Below are 20,488 nucleotides of genomic sequence, written 5' to 3'. Positions count from 1 at the left end.
AACCATGAAACTCCTTTCAAGCTGTCTTGCCTTTTTCATTTTTCTGTCCTGCTCTTCCCCAAAAGTGGAAAATGAAAGAGAAGCAAATCCCGGATTCCAAACCATCGGTTCCATCGAGCGACTTGATTCCGCCGTCAATTCTTTGATTGGTTCGGATGCAAAGATTGAAGTCTTGGCTTCCGGCTTCGAATGGGCTGAAGGTCCACTTTGGCTGGAGGAGGAGCAGGCCTTGATTTTCACCGATGTGCCAACCAATACCATCTGGAAATGGACGGAGAAGGACAGCCTGACGCTTTATTTAAGTCCTTCTGGGTATTTGGGTGATCGGACAGATAAGCGGGAACCCGGAGCAAATGGCTTGGCCTTGGACCCTCAGGGAAATTTGGTGCTGTGTCAGCACGGGGAAAGACAAGTAGGCAAAATGCTTGGAGATTTGGATGCTCCCAAAGCGGAATTTGAAAGTTTGGCGACAGGGTATGAAGGTAAGCGATTCAACAGTCCCAATGACTTGGTGTTTAACTCAAAAGGCCAGCTTTTTTTCACCGATCCTCCTTATGGTATGGATCCTTGGGACGAGAAAGAATTGGATTTTCAGGGGGTGTATCGTTTGGATGCAGATGGGAAAGTTCATTTGCTGATTGATTCGCTAAGTCGCCCGAATGGGGTTGCGCTTAGCCCAGATCAACAAACGATGTATATCGCTCAGTCTGATCCGGAAAAAGCCCGGTATTATGCTTTCGAATTGGATGAACAGGGAAATGTGATTTCCGGAAAAGTATTGTTTGATGCTACTTCTCTTCAAAGTGAAACCCGAAAAGGGCTTCCTGATGGATTAAAGGTGCATTCGAGCGGGATCCTTTTCGCCACTGGTCCAGGAGGAGTTCTAGTCCTGAGTCCAGAGGGGATGCATTTGGGAACTATTCTGACGGAAAACGGAACCGCCAATTGTGGGTTTGATTTGGAAGAGAAATACCTCTACATGACTGCGGATGCGTATTTGATGCGGATTGCCTTGAAGTGAGGAAGTAACGTCACTGCGAGGAGCAAATTCAAATCCTCAATTATTTCAGATGTTTGCTGCGACGAAGCAGTCTTTATGTGGAATTCTACTTCAAAAGATTGCTTCGGGGCTTGCCCCTGTGTTTTGATATTCAAAGTCTACTAAAAGCCCCTCGCAATGACGATAGACGTCACTGCGAGGAGCAGAAATAACCCTTCAATAATTTTCAAATTTTGCTGCGACGAAGCAGTCTTTATGTGGAACTCTACTTCAAAAAATTGCTTCGGGGCTTGCCCCTGTGTTTTGATATTCAAAGTCTACAAAAAGCCCTTCGCAATGACGATAGACGTCACTGCGAGGAGCAGAAATAACCCTTCAATAATTTTCAAATTTTGCTGCGACGAAGCCGTCTTTATGTGGACTTTTCTTCAAAAGATTGCTTCGGGGCTTGCCCCTGTGTTTTGATATTCAAAGTCTACTAAAAGCCCCTCGCAATGACGATAGACGTCACTGCGAGGAGCAGAAATAACCCTTCAATAATTTTCAAATTTTGCTGCGACGAAGCCGTCTTTATGTGGAACTCTACTTCAAAAAATTGCTTCGGGGCTTGCCCCTGTGTTTAGAAATTCAAAGTCTACTAAAAGCCCCTCGCAATGACGATAGACGTCACTGCGAGGAGCAGAAATAACCCTTCAATAATTTTCAAATTTTGCTGCGACGAAGCCGTCTTTATGTGGACTTTTCTTCAAAAGATTGCTTCGGGGCTTTACTGTATTTTAAAAGAAAATCTTTATGTGGCCCCTCGCAATGACGGCTAAACCTTTGGCAACTTCCAAGGCTCCCGATACTCCGGCCAAATCAAAGCATTGGCAGTATCATTGCCGATAAACTGCCTTTTTTCATCATCCCAAGTCAGACTTTCCACCCCAATTCGGGCAGCAATATTAGGAATGTGCGCATGAAGGGCTGCAAGTCTCCCTGCTTCAGGAGGGCATTTGGGCTGATTCCGTGTCTTAATGCATTCCACAAAATTGGCTACGTGCAGATTATGGGACTCCTTCATGCCTTCCAGTTTTTTGGCTTCGGTCTTGGGAGCTTTGGCTTCTGGATCCCATTCCGGATAGATTTCATAGCCGTTTCGATTGACGACCAAGGTACCTTTTTCTCCCACATAGCCAATGCCATAGGGTTTGCCATACGGGCCGGTTTGCAGGCCTCCGTTCATGTCGTAGTTGATCAGGAAGTCTTTTTTGGAATATAGGACATTCATCGTATCAAAGGTGTCCCGATCCCGATTTTCTTTATTCACATTTTTAGCATAAGTCATCACGGTGGAGGGAGCTGAGGGATTTTCTTCCACCCAGATCGCCATATCCAGTAGATGTACGCCCCAATCCGACATCAATCCTCCTCCGTAATCCCAAAAGTGTCTCCAGCTGCCATGGAATCGATTGGGGTTGAAATCCCGCTTCGTAGCCGGGCCCAGCCAAAAGTCATAGTCCACTCCATCCGGAACAGGCGTGGCTGGTTTGAATTCATTTCCGAGACCATAATTGAAGTTGGACCAGATATTTACCTTTCGGATTTTGCCCAAGTAGCCACTTTTGACCAAATCCCGGGATTCGATAAAGGCTTGTCCTGCACGCTGCTGCTGACCCACCTGCATGATTCGTTTGTGTTTAGCTGCTGCCTGGGCCATGAGATCACACTCTCCGATGGAGTTGGCCATGGGTTTTTCGACGTAGACATCTTTTCCTGCCTGGCAGGCAGCCACTGCAATCAGACAATGCCAGTGATCCGGAGTGCCAATGATGACGGCATCCAAGTCATTCCGCTCCAGAAGTTTTCGGAAGTCTGTGTATCGCTCCGGTCTTTTTCCGGTGGCCTCTTCTACCTCCCTTAGTCGCTTGTCCAGTACATTTTGATCCACATCACAGATGGCCACGCAGTTGACTTCCGGTAAGGCTAAATGGTGTCGGAGGATACCAAAGCCCATGTTATTGGCGCCGATCAAGGCGACTCGGATTTGATCACTCGATGCAATTCGCTGCCGGGCTTGAAGAAGTGCCGGAGAAAGCCAAAGGCCTCCGGCGATGAGACTGGATTGGCGGATAAAGTTTCTTCGCTGGGTCATTTTGGTTCTGGATGGGCGTTTGTAATTTTTAAAATAGCCGAAAAAGATTGGACAGAAAACAGTCAGGGAATGAAAATACTGATCTCCGTCAGCTTTTTGAAAAAATATTTCAAAAAATGTGCATAAGTCAAAAAAATAGGTGGATATCCTGTGGTTTTATAGGAATTTATTCGGGGAAAAGTTGTGGGAAAGTTTTTAGTTAAAAGCTTGTTTTCAGGGCTTTATTGATGCAACTTTGATTGTACCAAGTGAGAGATAAAAGGCCGAAAGTAAGATTTCGGACCGTAGTTTGACAGGTTGAGATCAGGCGCGAAGGGGAGTTTACCGCAAGGTAAATTTCTGAGACGGATCACCGCAGAAGTGCCAAAAACGATGAGCTGAATCTGAGTTTCTCTTCGGAGGATTTAGAGTTCCGGCATGAAGGATTGGGAAAGCAATTTCCCTATTGAAAGAGGCAACTCCAGAAGTGCATCCACGGATTAATCAGTGCTTGAATCCCTCGGGTGAAAAGCAAAACCATCGGGCACAAAGGAACAGCTGCTCAAATGCAGCGGTTTGAAACGGACCACCGCAGAAGTGCTATCACGATCGGCCCTAGAATCCACCGCAGGGTAGATTCAGGATACCGGGCATGAAGGGGCTTTCCTCCGGGAAAGTCTGAGAAGGGCAACCGCAGAAATGCAAAAAGGTATCTGAAAACGGGGACATGCTCTTCGGAGCGACTGCAGACCTTCGGTTTTGACTCGGGCAACTGAGAAAAGCCATACTAACTGTAGCTTGGAGTGGGTTGGGGACTATGGTTTTCAATTCACTAAATGGGAAGCTTTCGTCAAGAAATGCTTCCCATTTCTGTTTTTAGGCAAGTTCATTTTTATCGAGGATCACATTCTCTTCCCCACTGAAACCATTCCTGCGGCGCCTTTGCTACAAATTTCCCTTGAGTAAATTTAATTCGATCAGGAGCATTGGGTTCACTTGAACTTTTAGATGAAAGAAAAAACTCCAGTTCAAATACTCCGTGGATTTCTTTTTTATTAGAATCATAATGCGTTAACTGGAAATAGCTTTCCCTTAGTTCAGAATCCAACTTATAATACGTACTTCCTGCATCATAATCTATAGTAGTATAGTAGCCTGGTCGTGCAGGTTGCCCCAGCGTATTTGCGGAATTTGGATCATTTTGAGATGTGTTTTTGAGTAATTCTTGAGCTGACTGGATTTTAGTGGTGGGAAGAATAAAACCCAAATCTAACGTTCGTTGAAAGTAACCACTCTCGTCATAAGCAGTAAAGCCGAATCCAAGCGGGATAATTGAATTACTAGGTGAACAGGTTATTTGTTTTTGCAAATAAAACCTTATTGGAGATTTCCATTCTTCTCCGTTGAAAAACACGGTCATTTCTCCATTAAAGTTCCTCATATCAGGTTCATTATCTTCTTGATTACAAGAAAGAAAGGCACCTGCTAGAATTAATACAATAATTAATTTTTTCATGTGTTTATAATTTGATTTTCAAAGGCCACAAGGAATCTTCCCATGGATAATAAACATCCCTCTGTGTTTCGCTTTGGGTCATGCTCGATTTCATAGTTAGTTTTTAATGAATCGCAGGTGAATAATTTCATTTAGGGAGTTTTGATAGCTGAATAAATATACTCCCGGTTTTAATTTATCGACAGAAAGGGTTATTTGTCGCTCATTTTGTGATTCTACCCTGATTTGCCATGACCCATGAGGTCATCAATATTTACAATGTCAATTAGAGAATCGGAATTGAGGTAATGTAATTTTTTTAGTTTTTCAAGCTGGTTTTGATCCACCTTTGAAAGATTGCTTTCCCATAATCTTGACCTTGAAATTAAGGATGTAGTATCTTTCTTTTGGGCATTTGCCAAGAATGCGAAAGTAAAAACCAGCAAAAAGGTTAGGTAAATGTTTTTCATCGTATTGAGCCGTTTAAAAAGTTTGTTTAAAATGATTAATTAAACATAAGTTACTTAATTTTTTTTTCGAAAAAGAATATTTCCTTTTTAAAAAAAATATTTCACTATCAATCAGGGGGAGGGGGATCATTTCAATACTTTCATCCGCTCCATCCAATCCCTCAAATAGGCTGACCGAAACCGGTTGACCGTCTTTGCGCCGGGCCTATTATTTTCCACTAAGTCGGGATCGGGCCGATCAGTCCAATATTCTGGTCTTTCAGGATCTTTTATAAATGAACCTCCCCAACTTTCTCCTTCCGGATTTTCCGGATTTCCACTGAGCAAGTAGAGGACGCTGGGGGTATCCCCCATTTTGATATCCGGCTTTTTTTCAAAAAACAGCTTACCCATTGCTCCAAACTCTTTCACATACCGCTCCACAAAGGAAATATTCCCCCAAGGATCATCCTGAATCCCTCCCATGTACATGCCCCTGAAGGTGGTGTTGTTTTCGATCCACCAAAAGTCAGGATGGTAATTCCACAAATAATCCCTGGATTTTTGATCCTGCTGTGTATTCCAAGACCCTATGGAATAGACCCGGATCAGCCGCTTGATTTCGGGATAATAATGGATGGCCTGGGCCAAGTCAGTCATCGATCCCCAAACCAGGATGTAGACAGGTTTCCCGTAGTTCAGAATTTGCTCGGCCATATATTTTGCTCCCTCGCTTAAGCGTTCCGGCTTTTCGGAAGACTGTATTTCTTTTTCACCCTGAAGCGATACACTACGAAGCAGTTCCGGACTGGGATAGTCCAACCCCGTGGATTCTAATTTGGGAAAATCCAGCTGATACGCATTCAATACTTCTTCCATATCAATCAGACGTCCTTTTCCGGGAGGAGAAGAGAGAATTGCCAAGGTTTCAAACCGATCTGCATAAATCAAAAAGTGAATCAAAGATTGATGGTCATCTGGATCATCCCCACCGATATCGGTCGAAATGATCACCGGTATCTTTTCTTGAGGAAATCCAGGATAAAAAGACACTATAATCAGCAAAACGCTTAATGAAATCAGCTTTTTCATAAAAATTATGGGACAGGATGGGGTTATTGTTTTGTCTTTCTTAATTTCTGAAAAAATCCACACCATGTCCATGCGCCTATTGATAATTCTGATGGTAATAGGGTCTTTTTCCTGTCAGAGTCCTGTAGAAGAAACCAGAGAAACGCCCCCCAACGTGATTTTTATCCTTGCCGATGATTTGGGCTATGGAGATTTGGGTTTTCTGGGTCAGCAATATATCGAAACTCCCAACATTGACCGCTTGGCTGCTGAAGGGATGGTTTTTCTCAATCACTATTCAGGTTCCCCAGTCTGTGCACCTTCCCGCTCCACCTTGTTGACCGGTCTGCATACCGGGCATACGCCGGTCAGAGGTAATTACGAAGTACAGCCCGAAGGGCAATATCCCATGCCGGATACTCTTCTGACTTTGAGTAAGGTATTTCAGCAAGCCGGCTATGCCACCGGAGCCTTTGGCAAATGGGGCTTGGGCTTTATCGGCACATCCGGTGACCCAATCAATCAGGGCTTTGACCAGTTTTTTGGATACAACTGTCAGCGCTATGCGCATCGCTACTATCCCGCGTATTTGTGGGAAAATCAGTCTCAAGTCAATCTTCCTGGGAATGACTGGACTAATAAATTCACCTATGCTCCTGATCTGATTCAGGAAAAAACGGTGGAGTTTATTGAGAAAAATGCCAAAAATCCCTTTTTTCTTTTCATGCCGATCGTGATGCCCCATGCGGAACTGGCGGCTCTCGAGGATGAGATTTTTCAAAAATATCGGGCAAAATTTGGAGATGAAACACCCCATCAAGCTCCTCCCGGAGGTGATTATGGCCCGGAGATGAAGATTCCCGGCTACCAATCCAATCCCTATCCGAGAGCTACTTTTGCCGCTATGGTGGAGCGGATTGATCGGTATGTGGGAGAAGTGGTTGGGAAATTGGAGGAATTGGGGCTAAGCGAAAATACCCTGATCGTCTTCACTTCCGATAATGGGGCTCATTTTGAGGGAGGAGCCGATTATGATTTTTTTGATAGCAATGGACCTTTCCGAGGATTGAAAAGAGATCTGTATGAAGGAGGAATCCATGTACCCCTAGTAGTCAAGTGGCCAGCAAAAGTAAAAGCTGGAAGCCAATCGGACCATGTTTCTGCTTTTTGGGATTGGTTGCCGACTTTTGCTGAGATTTTGGGGCAAAAATCCCCGGATGGGATTGATGGGATTTCATTTTTGCCAGCTCTCTTGGGAGAATCTGAACAAGCGAAGCACGATCATTTGTATTGGGAGTTTCATGAATTGGGAGGCAGGCAGGCTGTACTGAAAGATGGTTGGAAGCTGGTCAAATATCAGGTGAAGGATTCCACCCAGACCACCATCGAGCTGTTTAACTTAGCGGATGATCCACAAGAAAATAAAGATTTGGCAGCTCAAAATCCGGAAAAGGTAGAGGAATTGGAAAGAATAATTAAGGATTCAAGATTTAAGAATCCGGTCTTTAATCTGTTTTTGGATGAAAAAAATTAGCCCAGATTTTTGCCGTTCAATTCTTTAATAATTGAATCAATTTTCTCCTCAAAATCCGGAATGATTTGTTCCACAACTGCCCAAACAGCCCAAAGATCCACTCCGATATAATCGTGGATTAGTTTGTCTCTCATTCCGGCGATCTTCTTCCATTCAATCTTGGGATAAGTTCCTCGAAATTCTGCAGACAGCTTTTTTGTAGCTTCTCCGATGACCTCTAGGTTACGAATGACTGCATCTTGAACAAGTGGGGAACTTAGAAAATCAGACTCTGAAAAGTCTTGAGTGTAAGACCTGATTTTCCGAATACTGGATAAAATATGTTCCAGATAGATTCGAGGATCTTTTTTCATTACAAGATCCTGATTAGGTCTTTTTCAATAAGTGACTTGAGCGGTGGATGAAGCGATTTTTGGGTGATTAAATCGACTTTTATTCCCAATAAATCAGATAGTTCTTGCTCCAGCCCAATGAGTTCCAAAAGGTTTATTTTTTCCTCAAAATCGATTAATAGATCCAAGTCAGAACCCTCATTTTGTTCTCCACGGGCATAGGATCCGAAAACTCCGATAAGTTTGGGTTGGAATTTTCGGGTTACATTTTTAATGATGGTCTCCTGTTTTTTCGTGATCGCCATTTTCTTGATCTTTAATCAAAGAATAGGTAAAAGGTAGATATTTATTTGAACAAAATAAAAACGGGAGCCATTCGGCTCCCGTTCCCTTACCCAATCATATACTTATTACCCTATAAGTTGGATCAATATATTTTTCTTTTGATCAGAGACTATCCTTCTCTGACCTGCTTTATTCTTCAGAACCAATCCCAAGCTACGATAGCCCAATCGAATAAGTCGTCTTTAAATTCATGAATGACTTCAAAGCCTACTCTTTGGTGGGCCGAAAGAGACCGGGTATTGCTTTTGGCAATTTCGGTGATGGCAAAGGAATAAGTTCCTGAGAAGGCCTCCCGATAGGCTGCATACATCCGGTCAAAAAGTCCCTGCCCTCTGTGGTTTTTACCTACGCAAATCTGCCCGACGACCAAGTAGTCAAAATCCGAAACCCTCTTTCCTTGATAGTTTAATCGGTCAAACTGGGTAAACATAGGAATCAGTATAGGCACCAAATCCTTGCTCGCTTTGGTCATCGCCAAAATATAGCCCACTACTTTTTCCCTTTCTTTGGCTATGATGTGCCGAGCAATGGAATTCATCAGCTGGAGTTGCTCCATGCTGTGTCTCACCGTCACGAAACCCTGCTCATTCTTTTCGGAATCAGAGAGGACGTGAAGGTGATTTTCCCATTGCAGGTCAAGTATTCCTTGCAGTTCGGCTTGGGTTTCCGCAGATTTGATTTGAAGCATAGCTTGGGAGAGGGATTGGAAAGGGTTAATTTACTCCAGTAATTTCTGTTTAAATTCAGATCAGACCAAATATCCCAAGCAGGATAGATTGAGTTTGAAATTGCTTAGTTTTAACAATCTCATCCCAACCTAATCTCAATGAAATTCAACAAATACTTCTTCGGAACCTGGTTCTTCCTGTTTGCTCTCTTCGCTTATTGGCAGTTTAACGATCCCGATCCTGAGGTGTGGGTGAGCATTTATGGAGTAGCGATGATCTTTTGTTTGCTCGGAGTCAGAGGGATATTCCCGAAGATTCCATTGACTCTGGTCGTTGTTTTATCCGTTTTGGGAGCTATTTATTTCTTTCCCGGAGGAGTGGGAGATTGGATTGCTGACGAATGGGCCCAGAAAGACCTGACCATGAAGACTCCTGAAATGGAGGAAAACCGCGAGACCTTTGGCTTGGCAATTATTGCCTTGGTGCTCAGCCCGGCACTGTATAAAGCATGGAAAAAGTAAAAAATATAAGACTATAGAAATACAGTAGAAATACAACTCGCTTCGCTCGATGAAATAAGGGTAGAAATAGATTTCAAGAGGTATTTCCAAGGTATTTCTACCTCCGCAGGAGGCAATATTTCCGTTGTATTTCAAATCAATTTCCAATAAAACCAAACCCTTAAACCTGATGAAAAAAATTATTCTTTCTGCATTGGCCATTTTGCTTTGCTTTGGTGCTTTTGCTCAGCTCCCCAAAACTTCTACTTCCAAGTACTTCGAGATAAGAAAGTACATTGCTCACCCCGGTAAACTTCCGGATTTGATTAAGCGGTTTGAAAACCATACCCGTCACCTTTTTGAAAAGGCCGGGATGGAAAATATCGTTTATTTCGTACCTGAAGAAAACACGGACAATTCCCTAACCTATATTTTGGGCTATCCGGATGAGGCCGCAAGGGAAAAGAGCTGGGAAATCTTCTTGAATGATCCGGTTTGGAAAAAAGCTTATGAAGATTCACAGGTCAATGGTCCTTTGGTCAAAAGCATAGAGCAAACCTTTATGGTCCTCGCACCGGAACTGAATGACACCCCGATTCCTACCGGAAGTGGGATTTTCCAAATGAGGACTTACCACTGCTTTCCCGGAAAAATCGAAAATATTCAAGCCCGATTCCGTGATCATACCAGAGCCTTGTTTGAAAAGCAAGGGTTAAAGAATTACCCTTACTGGCTGACTGTAGAAAAGGACGGAGCTCAGCCGAAATTGATCTATTTGCTTGGTCATGATTCCAAAGAGGCATTTAATGCTGCTTTTGACCGATTCAGAACTGACCCAGAGTGGATCAAGGCGCGTGATGCTTCAGAAGAATCAGGTAAAATTGTGGAGAAAGTTGATGCCGTCTTTTTCAATACTTTGCCTTTTTCTACGATGAAGTAGGTGGTTAGCGGGTTCAGAGTTTGTTTTTTGTTGTTCAAAATTTATCCTTCGAAAGTCGATATTTCTAAAAACCCCTGATTCCTTCCGGTTATTTTCAAAAAAATCAAAGGAAGCCATGCTGAATTGATCAGGGTGGCCTTTTTTCTTTGAAAAGCAAAACTTCAGGGATTGTAGCCTATTCCTGGATTTCACTTTCTAAAGGCAAAAACTAAAATATTTCCAGTCATAAAAAAGCTAATCGGGAGTTTTGCAATTATTCTTTAATGATTATCCGCAAGGATACCCGTAGATCAAAATGACCTCGGCTTTGCTTGGCCTCTGGAATCGGAGTCATTGATGGAGCGTGGAGAAAAATGGGGCTGTTCCTCATTTCCCTCTTTTTCCCACCTAAGAAAGCAACGGTCGCCGAGCGAAGTTGAGGTGAAACCACATAAAATTTGGTAACCGGCAGAATTACGGATAATCAGATATTCTTTTTTCCCAAACCTGTGCGGAGGTGAGGCAGGCTGATTGTGGGCCGGTTAATCCATTGGAAGACTTACAGAGGAACAAGGAAATTACCAAAAAGGAAAATTGGTCAGCCTTAATTTATCTTGTTCATGGGAGATAAAAAGGGCGGACGTCTTTTTTCTTTAATTCCTGTGATCCGATTCAGCTGCCTTTGGAGGTAGATCAAGATTGCCTTGGTGAGGTGATCGGGGAGATTACAGAAATGATGTCCATAACCGGTGAGTTATCTGGAAACCCGAAAATTCCTTCTGTAATCTGGATTAAAACAAAAAAGCCAGCTTGAATTCAATCAAGTTGGCTTTTTTAGTTAAGCTATATTTTCACCAAGACTGTTTGTCATACTGAGGAACTGACCGGGGGAACTTGGGCAGGTTGGAATGTAATCCATATCCCTAGGTTTTGACTTCGACTCCGATCAGTTTAAAGCAACTGCCTTCTTCTGGGATACCCTCTTTGAAAACTGTGAAATTACTTGGCATTAAAGGTGATTCCCATTAAAATGAAAGTTCCCAATTCTGCGCCTTTGGCATCACTTACAAAGTACAGCTTATGTTTGTTTCCATCGGGAGTTCCTGTGACTGGGATCATCGCCTGATGCATCAAGATCGGCATGTTTGGAGCCTTAACCCCTTCACTGGCAGCATGGGTTCCTTTTGCAATCACTTCCCCAGCAGGACTTCCCAGTCGGATCTCGAAATCTACCGGTGATTTGACGGGTTCTTGAGATGCCGTCATCAAGGTAATGGACCCGATACCGGTCATATCAATCGCAGGCAATGCAAAAGCGCCTCTTTCTTTGGGAATCATCAGTAAAGTTCTTCCGTCAAACTCCATTTTGGTATAGGCATCGAATTCGCCGGCTTGGGCCATATTGATTGAGTTGGAAGTCAAGACCACGGAGGTCGATCCGGTCAAAGGCTTGATGTTTTCGCCTCCTTGGTCGGTGTAACTCGCAGAAATCACCAATGAACCTGTTGGGGAAGGAGCCTTACCAAGAGTAGGGTCAATCGAGCCTTGGACTGGGAGGCTAGGCTTGGTTTCCTGCCGTAGGGATAAGATATACGTCACCAAGGCATTCACCTCGGAGGTTTTGAGGTCAGGATTAGCAGGCATCACCGTCTCACCCCAAACTCCCCCTCCGCCTTTGCGGATTTTCTCTACCAAGTAATCCCGGTTTCTCTCCCTGTACTTCTTTGCTACTTCTGAATAGGCCGGACCTATGGAAGCTTCATTTTCCTTATGACAAGTCTTACAGGTTAAAGATTGCACAAGGGATTTCCCGGTCATGGCTTCGCTCATGATTTTATGCCCCATATCGGCTTCTGCCTGGTCCACGCCTTGGAGGTAGTCGGCGGCAATGTATAGGCTGGATAGGTCTTTAGTGGCCTCGGGGTGGTCTTGGTCTATTACCGCCACCGAGTAGGCTACTTTCTTACCAGGAAAATAGAAAGACTTGTTGCCTTGAATGGCAATCTGAACTTCAGGGGCAATGTTTCCTGAATACACCGAAACTATAGGGCTAGTGCCGGAAAGTCCCGAAGGATCGGTAGCCGTAACTTTGATTTCAAACTCTCCTATGTTGCTGAAAGTGTGAGTGAGGGTGGGTTCGGTAGTGGTTTTGGTTTCTCCGTTCCCTAGGTCCCAAGTATAGCTTATGGGGTCTTTTTCCGGATCTGATGCCTGTGCGGTAAGGACCACGGTCAAGGGATTGCTTCCTGAGGTTTTGTCCACAGAAAGGCTGGTTACGACCGGTGCTCTATTGCCTCCGTTATAATCTATTCGGAAAAGACCTGCATCCGGATTTTTTGAAAACCAGCCATTTCCATATTCCAGGATGTATATTTTTCCATCCGGACCCATTTCCATATCCATCAGCGCGTTGAATTTGGTTCCGCTCATAAAGGGCTCCATTTTGTCAAAGGCTCCATTTTCCTGCATGGTGACTACCTTGATCCAGCCTCTAATCCAGTCATAAATAAAAAGTTTTCCGTCGTAGTAATCCGGAAACCGACTATCTGCCGGATACATATCCGAATAATACACCGGGCCAGCCATGGCGTTTCGGCCACCGGTTCCCAACTGCGGGAATTCAGGAGATACCGCATACGGGTAATAGATAAATGCAGGTTCTACAGGCGGGAGTTTTTTGAGACCAGTATTGTTTGGGGAATTGTTTTCCGGTCCTGCGGGATCAAATGGCTTGCCTGGCTTGCCTGTTTCGTAGTCAAATTCCACATAGGCAAAGTTGTTACCGATAGAATACGGCCAGCCAAAGTTTCCGGCTTTTTGTGCCTGATTGACTTCATCGTAGCCTCGGGGGCCTTTGACCGACAAGGAGTCATTGTTGGCATCCGGACCCACCTCACCCCAGTATAGAAAACCTGTTTTTTGGTCCACCGAAATCCGGTAAGGGTTTCTAAGACCTTGTACATAGATTTCAGGTCGGGTCCCTTCTGTACCTTGAGGATAGAGATTTCCTTCTGGAATGGTGTAGCTTCCGTCTTCATTGACTTTGATTCGGATGATTTTTCCTCTCAGGTCATTCGAGTTTCCGGAGCTTCTTCGGGCATCATACTGCTTATTGCCTTCTCTTCCGTCTACAGGGGCATACCCATTGAGTCTGAAGGGGGTATTGGGTTGATTGAATGGAGTGGAGTTGTCCCCTGTGGAAAGAAACAGGTGACCTTGGGCATCAAATGCAATAGATCCACCGGTATGGCAGCAAATATTTCTTTGAGAATACAGCTCGAGAATGATTTGCTCCGAACCCATATCCCAAGTTCCATTGGCAAACTTAAACCGGGAAAGGCGGTTGATTTCTTTTTCGCCCGATGGGGAATAAAAAGCGTAGACCCAGTTGTTGTTTGCATAATTTGGATCTTTTTGAAGACCCATCAAACCTTCTTCTGCATTCACACCCTGGACTTCTGCTTTCCAATACACATCCAATTTGGCTACTTCCTTCAGTTCTCCTGAGGCCTTGTCATAATGCAAAACTTCACCCCTACGCTGGGCTACCAAAATGTCCAGATTGGGTAAAATCGTCATTTCCGTAGGTTCGGTAAACTCTCCGATGGAAAGGGTGGTCTTAGTAAATCGGTTCTCTTCAGGAGTTCTTTTGGATTTGGCTTTGGAATAATCCAATTCTTCATTTTCTCCAATGGCATATTGAATGCCTGCCAAGAGGTGTTTGAGGAAATTCTCCTCAGAGAAGGATTCATCGGTATGGCCTCCTCCTGTGTAGTAAGCTCTTCCTCCATCATACTCATGATACCAGGCAATCGGATGCTCACCCATATCCATCCCTCCTTGGTAGGAGGCTTCATCCAGCATCAAGAGTTTTTGGGTCATGGGATTGACGTTTTTATAGCTATACCATTCGTCTGTACGTTCCCAGGATTCTGGAAGGAAATCAACGGAAGGGTGTTTTTCTCCTGTTTTGGATATTTTTCCCGGCTGGACATTGGGATGTGGATCGTTGATTCCCGGATGATCGGCAAAATACCCTCCGACCAGTCGCCCATACCAGCCCCACTCGTATTCTGTGTCAGCGGCAGCATGGATACCTACATATCCTCCGCCCGACTGGATGTACCGTTCGAAATCCGCCTCCTGAGCTGGATTGAGTACATCACCGGTGGTACTCAGGAAGATTACGGCAGCATATTGGGCCAGATTCTCCTCGTTGATATTTTCGGCATTTTTGGTGGTATCCACCTCAAATCCGTTTTCAGCACCCAGTTTTTGAATGGCTGCAATGCCTTGGGGAATTGATTCATGGTAATAGCCTGCTGTTTTGCTGAATATCAATACTTTGGGGTTGCCTTCCCGTTTTTTCGAACAGGAAACAAGACCAAAAATCACAAGCATGAGCAGCAAGCCAAGGCTACTTAGGTTTTTTGGGTAATTCATAAGGTTTGAAAGATTTTTGGGGAAATTAGGAAAAAAGTCCAAATGCTTGACTGCTAAGAAATACAATGGGGAATATTATGGATCAATCGGTCAATTTTGTCGATGAAACTGATGACTAGATCACCCTTGCACCTTCAGAAATCTCTACCGGGATAAATTCAGGAGACTTAAAAAACTGCTTTTCATAGGCAATTTGGATTTGGGCGATGAATTTTTCTATCGATTTCGTTTCTACCAGATTGAGTGTGCATCCTCCAAAACCTCCTCCCATCATTCTTACCCCCAATACTTCAGGCTTTGCCTGTGCTGTATGGGATAGAAAGTCCAGTTCAGGACAGCTGACTTCAAAGTCCTGACTTAGGCTAGAATGTGAGGCATTCAATAGACTTCCAAAATAAGCAAGGTTCCCTTTTTGAAGCGCCTTCGCCGATTGTAGGACCCTTTGGCACTCTGTAATGACGTGTTTGGCTTTAGGAAAGAGCGCATCAGGAAGAATTGCTCTCACCATTTCCAATTCAGAGAGGCTCAAGTCTCGCAGCGTGTTGATTTCAGGAAAATCGGTCTTGAGCAGTCGGACACTTTCTTCGCAGGCTTCTCTCCGTTCATTGTAGGCCGAGTCTGCCAGTGAATGTTTTACTTTCGAATTGACCAGAATTAGGGAATAGTCGCCTAAACCTACCGGGATTTCCCGATGGGTTTTGCTTCTGCAATCCAGCAAAAGAGCCTTTCCTTCCACACCGAAGGCCGAAGCATAGGGGTCCATGATCCCACAATTTACCCCTGCATAAAGGTGCTCGGATTTTTGGGCGTAGAGCGCTAGGTTTTTTTTGGGTATGCCGAAGTCAAAAATTGCTGAAATGGCTGTTCCAACGCTTACAGAAAGCGCTGCCGATGAGGAAAGTCCGGATCCGACTGGGATGTTTCCTGCGAGGACCATGTCAAAACCTTTTACCTCATAGCCTGACTGTCTCATCAACGCACACATGCCCATGATGTAATTGGCCCAGTGTCCTTTTTTCGGAGCCAAGGAGTTCAAATCAAAGCTGAATTCCTGTCCAAAGTCTGCTGATACAAGCCGACAGATAGGGGACTCGTTTTTTTGTATGGCCACCCAGATTCCCTGTTTTACCGCAGCAGGAAAAACAAAACCCTCCTGATAATCCGTGTGCTCACCGATCAAATTGATTCTTCCCGGGGCAAATGTGATCAGGGGATTAGCGGCGAAATGGGATAGAAAAGTTTTGGTAAGTTGAGCTTGCATGGGGACAGGCATTGGGTTAATGGTTCCTAGTCGGGGCATAACCTGAGACTGATAACCGATATCACAATATCCGATTACTTTTTTACTTCAAAATGCTGGGAAGACTTTCTGGCTACCAAGGTGGTTTCCAAAACAATGGAGATCGGATCTTCGGAAGCGATTCCGTCCAATTGATCCAAAAGATGGGTTGCTGCCAACTTGCCCATTTCGTAGCCGGGTTGGGAGACAGTGGTAAGTGGAGGTTCTACCACTGCTGCGGTGGGGTTGTTGGTGAATCCTGCCAAAGCAATGTCCTCAGGAATCCGAATGCCCTGAGCTTTCCATTCGGTAAGGACATCTACAGCCACCGGGTCGATCATGCAAAAGACGGCATCCGGTCTGGGGTTGAGCTTGAGGATGTCTTTGGCTACTTGAATATTTCCTGATTCTGTGAGATCGGTGATTTTGATCAGGGATTGGTCTTCGTCCACTCCAAATTCTTTAAGGGCTTTAAGGTACCCTTCTTTCCTTTTTTTGGAAATGTACAAATCCTCAGGGCCAGATACATAGACGATTTTTCGGGAACCGTTTTCCAAGAGGTGCTGCACCACTTGGTATGCTCCTCCTGCATCATTGAAGGTAACCTTGGATACGGGAATATCTTCCTGAACCCGGTCAAAAAGCACAAAGTTGATTTCTCTGTCATAGAGGTCATACAAATGCTCAAAGCGATTGGTTTCCCGACTGAGTGAGATCAACAGCCCATCCACCTGACTGGATACCAAAGTGCGGATATTTGCCTTTTCCTGATCCAAAGACTCATTACTTTGGCAGATGATGACATTGTAGCCGCGAGAATTGGCATGATCCTGAATTCCGCTTATACAGGAAGCGAAAAAATGAGAAGTGATTTCAGGGACGATGACTCCAAGGGTTTTTGATCGGGAAATCCGGAGAGATTGTGCCAGTAGGTTTGGCTGGTAATTCATCTCCTTGGCCATTTCCACGATTTTTCGCTTGGTTTCCGGATGGAGCTCAGGGGAGTCCTTCAGGGCTCTGGAAATGGTAGACACAGATACGCCCAATTTTTTGGCGATCTCTTTCATCGTGACCTGATGCCCTTTTTTCATACTTCTTCCTTCTTAATTCTCAAAAATGCAATCGTCTGCAGTTACGAATAAAGCAAAGATTTTTAGAAAAACCGCTATTCTTGATAAACTGTGAATAAAACGGTTTCACCGACAGCCTTTAGCGTACGTGAGTCGATCAGGTCCATGTTGTCCTGATGGGTATGATGGTAATGCCCAAATCCAAAGTCCGGGGAAAACTCGATAATATCGATCATCGGAATGCCTGCCTGTGCATTGACGAAGTAATGGTCGTCTACGATCTCCGGAGCATCTTTTTGAATGAAAAAGCCGGAATGGCCCAGTTGGGAAGCGTGACCCCATACTTTGGAAACAATTCCTCCTGCAAACTGTCTGGAATAGCCTTCTCTGTAAAACCGTGCATTTTTCGCACCCACAAGATCCACCAATATTCCATAGTAGGCGGAATAATTAGGGATATGCTTGTTTTTGGACCAATATTGGGAGCCATGACACCACCACACTTGGGAGTTATTTCTTCCTGAAGACATTTCAGGCTCTCCGTCATCCTCTCCGTCAAAAAAAATAAAATCAATTCCCACTTCTGGCTTCAATCCCTGGCTGGAAATGGTCCTTGCGATTTCCAGTAGCACACCTACTCCAGAGGCGCCGTCATTTGCTCCGTCAATGGGTTCATTGATGCGCTCGGTGTCTTTATCTGCAATTCTCCGTGTATCCCAATGGGCTGCGAGAAGGATTCTTTTGGTCGCTTGGGGATTGTAGGAAGCAATAATATTGCTAAGATTCCAATTTAGTCCATCGTAGGTTTTCACCTGAAAATCCTGCGTCTGAACACTCATTCCATAGGACTCCATCTGAGATATGATCCAGGTCTTGGTGGCAGCATGTCCCGGAGTGCCGGGGACACGGGGACCAAAGTCCACTTGCTTTTGGACGAAAGCATAGGCAGAATCGGCATTGAATGCAGGGTAGGGCTTGACGACTACTTCCGGAGCTTGGGTTTCGGTGGTTTTTTCACCCGAACAGGCCAAAGCAAAAACCAAGAGGGCGATAAGCCAAAGTTTATTATTCTTCATACGCCCAGTCGATTTTATCTTTCATGTCTTTGACCACAAATCCCATGGCTTTCAACCCAGCCCTGATTTCATCCACTTTGGTATAATCCCTGGCTGTTTTTGCTTCCCCATACAGCTTGAGCAAAAGATCCAGCATGGAACTCTGCACGTCGCTTTTTTCTTCGATCAAACCCAAAATATCCACCACAAAGGTGATGAATGTATCTTTCATTTTTTGAAAAACCTCCTCTCCAAACGCGGCCGAAGATAGCTGTCCGGTGAAAATGGAATTGATCTTTTTCAGCAGATTAAACAGGTGACCGATGGCCTGTGCGGTGTTGAAGTCGTCATCCATGGCTCGGTAAGCCGCAGTGATGCTGCTTTCGACCTGCTTGATTTGTTCTGGATCAGGAGATATTTCCGGATTTGGCGTGTATTCCAAAGCGCGGGCAATTCTCAATCCGTTGATGATCTTTTTGTAGCCTTTTTGCGCAGCCTTTAGTGCCTCGTTGGAAAAATCCAAGGTGGAGCGGTAATGCGCTGTGAGCATGAAATAGCGGATCGTCATTGGGCTATAGGCCTGCTCCAGCAACTTATGATTGCCGGTGAAAAGCTCCTGCAGCGTGATGAAATTCCCCAAGGATTTGCCCATCTTCTGTCCATTGATGGTGATCATGTTGTTGTGCATCCAGTATTTGGCCGGATCGCGGTGATTGCAGGCATTTCCCTGAGCGATTTCACATTCGTGGTGGGGAAACATCAAGTCCATGCCACCTCCGTGAATGTCAAACTGGGTGCCCAAGTACTTGCTGCTCATCGCTGTACACTCGAGGTGCCAGCCCGGAAAGCCTACTCCCCAGGGAGATTCCCATTTCATCAGGTGTTCGGGGGCTGCATTTTTCCAAAGGGCAAAATCAACGGAATTTCGCTTTTCGCCTTGACCATCGAGATCCCGGCTGCCGCTGATCAATTCATCCAATACCCGGCCGGATAGCTTGCCGTATTTGTAGATGTTGTTGTATTTGAGTACGTCAAAGTAAACCGAGCCATTGACTTCATAGGCTAAGCCTTCATTCAGGATCGCTTCTACCAAAGCGATTTGCTCGGGGATGTGGCCGGTGGCACGGGGCTCGATGCTTGGTTTCCAGGTGTTGAGCAATGCCATATCCCGATGATAGGTGTCCGTATATTGCTGCGCAACTTCCATGGGTTCGAGCTGCTCTAGCTTGGCTTTTTTGGCGATTTTATCTTCTCCTTCGTCCGCATCTCCGGTCAAGTGCCCCACATCGGTTATGTTTCGGACATAGCGAACTCTGTATCCCAAATGAGTTAAGTAGCGGTTGACTGTGTCAAATGTGACTGCAGGTCGCCCATGGCCCAAATGTGCATCTCCATACACTGTAGGCCCGCAGACATACATGCCCACAAAAGGCGGGTTGATGGGTTGAAATTCTTCCTTTTGGCGGGAAAGGGTGTTGTATACTTTGAGTTGATGCGATTTCATTTTGAGATGCTAGAAGCGAGATTCAAGTCTCTAAAACCGGAAAACCGATTTTTAGGTTCGTGTTGCAAAATAGCGGATTTGGCTTGGGAAATGAAAAGAAATGGATGTCAGGGGCAGTTAACTTTTCCAAAGTTCTGCACTTTGGAAAAGTTAGAGTGACAAATTCCCATGAGACGATAAGGACTTTATAAGGTACGTGCTGGATTAATTGGTGAAAGTGCGCTGAAAGCGCAACTTATAGTAGCCCCAAATTCAATTTGGGGCTTTGAACATTTGATTTTTGATTTTGAGCCCTGAATGGGCGATTTGTAATCTATACAGATCGTGCCGTTGGCACTCTTAAAACTCTTTTGAAAACCTACACCCAGAATTGAATTCTGGGCTGAGACAGGAAATGCCTTTGGCATTTAATCCTTTGGAGAGAGGGTATGACCCATCATAAAAAACAAAAAACCTCCGATCCTATTCGAACCGGAGGTTAAAGTTGATTTAAGAGATTAAAAAGAAGAGATTTTTAATTGGAAGATAAGTGTTTAATGAATGCCGTGTTCAACTTATAAGTGCAACACCTAATTTTTGTTTGAGTTTTTGTATTGGACTAAGGTAATTAAACTTTCTAACGGGTCTGTTATTGATTTTAGCTTCGATTGCTTGTATTTGTTCTGTTGAGATTTCATTGAGGTCAGTTTTTTTAGGTAAGAAAGCTCTAAT

At 44.6% G+C, this 20,488-nt stretch carries 16 protein-coding genes and 1 pseudogene; 5 read left to right on the top strand and 12 right to left on the bottom strand.

Features of this window, described 5'->3' with window-relative positions; all coding sequences use genetic code 11:
• The first annotated feature begins 4 nt into the window (after positions 1 to 4).
• Positions 5 to 1,021, top strand: coding sequence for an SMP-30/gluconolactonase/LRE family protein (locus AAA943_RS14255; protein WP_338224936.1), 1,017 nt, complete (start codon positions 5 to 7; stop codon positions 1,019 to 1,021).
• 793 nt (positions 1,022 to 1,814) lie between these two features.
• On the opposite strand, the gene AAA943_RS14250 is transcribed toward AAA943_RS14255, so the two are convergent.
• Positions 1,815 to 3,134, bottom strand: a complete 1,320-nt coding sequence (locus AAA943_RS14250; protein ID WP_338224935.1) for a Gfo/Idh/MocA family protein — start codon at positions 3,132 to 3,134, stop codon at positions 1,815 to 1,817.
• 503 nt (positions 3,135 to 3,637) lie between these two features.
• Between AAA943_RS14250 and AAA943_RS14245 the strand changes: the two genes are divergently transcribed.
• Positions 3,638 to 3,769, top strand: coding sequence for a hypothetical protein (locus AAA943_RS14245; RefSeq protein ID WP_338224934.1), 132 nt, complete (start codon positions 3,638 to 3,640; stop codon positions 3,767 to 3,769).
• 236 nt (positions 3,770 to 4,005) lie between these two features.
• Here the strand turns inward: AAA943_RS14245 and AAA943_RS14240 are convergent, their stop codons facing one another.
• A complete protein-coding gene (locus AAA943_RS14240) occupies positions 4,006 to 4,629 on the bottom strand; it encodes a hypothetical protein (RefSeq protein ID WP_338224933.1) in 624 nt (207 codons plus the stop codon).
• A 575-nt stretch (positions 4,630 to 5,204) separates the two neighbouring features.
• Positions 5,205 to 6,149 carry a nucleoside hydrolase-like domain-containing protein gene (locus tag AAA943_RS14235; RefSeq protein WP_338224932.1) on the bottom strand — a complete coding sequence of 315 codons (945 nt, stop codon included), beginning with the start codon at positions 6,147 to 6,149 and terminating at the stop codon, positions 5,205 to 5,207.
• Positions 6,150 to 6,213: 64 nt separating this feature from the next.
• Here AAA943_RS14235 and AAA943_RS14230 point away from each other — a divergent pair, with 64 nt between their 5' ends.
• The gene (locus AAA943_RS14230) at positions 6,214 to 7,662 is read left to right on the top strand and encodes an arylsulfatase (RefSeq protein ID WP_420915609.1); all 1,449 of its coding nucleotides are present in this window, start codon (positions 6,214 to 6,216) and stop codon (positions 7,660 to 7,662) included.
• Here the strand turns inward: AAA943_RS14230 and AAA943_RS14225 are convergent.
• The 3 genes from AAA943_RS14225 to AAA943_RS14215 form a co-directional block, all read right to left on the bottom strand.
• Entirely contained in the window at positions 7,659 to 8,015 is a 357-nt protein-coding gene (locus AAA943_RS14225) for a HepT-like ribonuclease domain-containing protein (RefSeq protein WP_338224930.1), read from the bottom strand. The two genes, AAA943_RS14230 and AAA943_RS14225, sit on opposite strands and share 4 nt — an antisense overlap.
• Complete coding sequence (locus AAA943_RS14220) at positions 8,015 to 8,299, bottom strand: nucleotidyltransferase family protein (RefSeq protein WP_338224929.1); 285 nt, start codon at positions 8,297 to 8,299, stop codon at positions 8,015 to 8,017. The genes AAA943_RS14225 and AAA943_RS14220 overlap by 1 nt, the downstream gene beginning before the upstream one ends.
• Positions 8,300 to 8,475: 176 nt before the next feature.
• A complete protein-coding gene (locus AAA943_RS14215) occupies positions 8,476 to 9,027 on the bottom strand; it encodes a GNAT family N-acetyltransferase (protein ID WP_338224928.1) in 552 nt (183 codons plus the stop codon).
• A gap of 138 nt (positions 9,028 to 9,165) precedes the next feature.
• Between AAA943_RS14215 and AAA943_RS14210 the strand changes: the two genes are divergently transcribed.
• Together AAA943_RS14210 and AAA943_RS14205 are read left to right on the top strand one after the other, a co-directional pair.
• Complete coding sequence (locus AAA943_RS14210; RefSeq protein WP_338224927.1) at positions 9,166 to 9,528, top strand: transmembrane 220 family protein; 363 nt, start codon at positions 9,166 to 9,168, stop codon at positions 9,526 to 9,528.
• A gap of 169 nt (positions 9,529 to 9,697) precedes the next feature.
• The gene (locus AAA943_RS14205) at positions 9,698 to 10,447 is read left to right on the top strand and encodes an NIPSNAP family protein (RefSeq protein WP_338224926.1); all 750 of its coding nucleotides are present in this window, start codon (positions 9,698 to 9,700) and stop codon (positions 10,445 to 10,447) included.
• A gap of 978 nt (positions 10,448 to 11,425) precedes the next feature.
• Here the strand turns inward: AAA943_RS14205 and AAA943_RS14200 are convergent.
• The 6 genes and pseudogenes from AAA943_RS14200 to AAA943_RS21905 all read right to left on the bottom strand — a co-directional run.
• Positions 11,426 to 14,869, bottom strand: coding sequence for a ThuA domain-containing protein (locus AAA943_RS14200; protein WP_338224925.1), 3,444 nt, complete (start codon positions 14,867 to 14,869; stop codon positions 11,426 to 11,428).
• A gap of 115 nt (positions 14,870 to 14,984) precedes the next feature.
• Positions 14,985 to 16,169: a galactokinase gene (galK, locus tag AAA943_RS14195; protein ID WP_338224924.1), complete on the bottom strand. Its 1,185-nt coding sequence runs from the start codon at positions 16,167 to 16,169 to the stop codon at positions 14,985 to 14,987.
• 35 nt (positions 16,170 to 16,204) lie between these two features.
• A complete protein-coding gene (locus AAA943_RS14190) occupies positions 16,205 to 17,239 on the bottom strand; it encodes a LacI family DNA-binding transcriptional regulator (protein ID WP_338224923.1) in 1,035 nt (344 codons plus the stop codon).
• 74 nt (positions 17,240 to 17,313) lie between these two features.
• On the bottom strand, positions 17,314 to 18,294 hold the full coding sequence (locus AAA943_RS14185; protein ID WP_338224922.1) for a M28 family peptidase: 981 nt from the start codon (positions 18,292 to 18,294) through the stop codon (positions 17,314 to 17,316).
• Entirely contained in the window at positions 18,284 to 19,777 is a 1,494-nt protein-coding gene (gene cysS / locus AAA943_RS14180; RefSeq protein WP_338224921.1) for a cysteine--tRNA ligase, read from the bottom strand. Before cysS ends, AAA943_RS14185 begins: the two co-directional genes overlap by 11 nt.
• Before the next feature lie 549 nt (positions 19,778 to 20,326).
• Positions 20,327 to 20,488 (bottom strand): annotated as a pseudogene (locus AAA943_RS21905) (IS30 family transposase); the annotation flags it as partial.

This window comes from Algoriphagus confluentis (assembly GCF_036245625.1).
Classification (GTDB): Bacteria; Bacteroidota; Bacteroidia; order Cytophagales; family Cyclobacteriaceae; genus Algoriphagus; species Algoriphagus confluentis.
The sequence above is the reverse complement of the archived record's forward strand: the minus strand, read 5'-3'. Positions and strand labels throughout refer to the sequence as shown.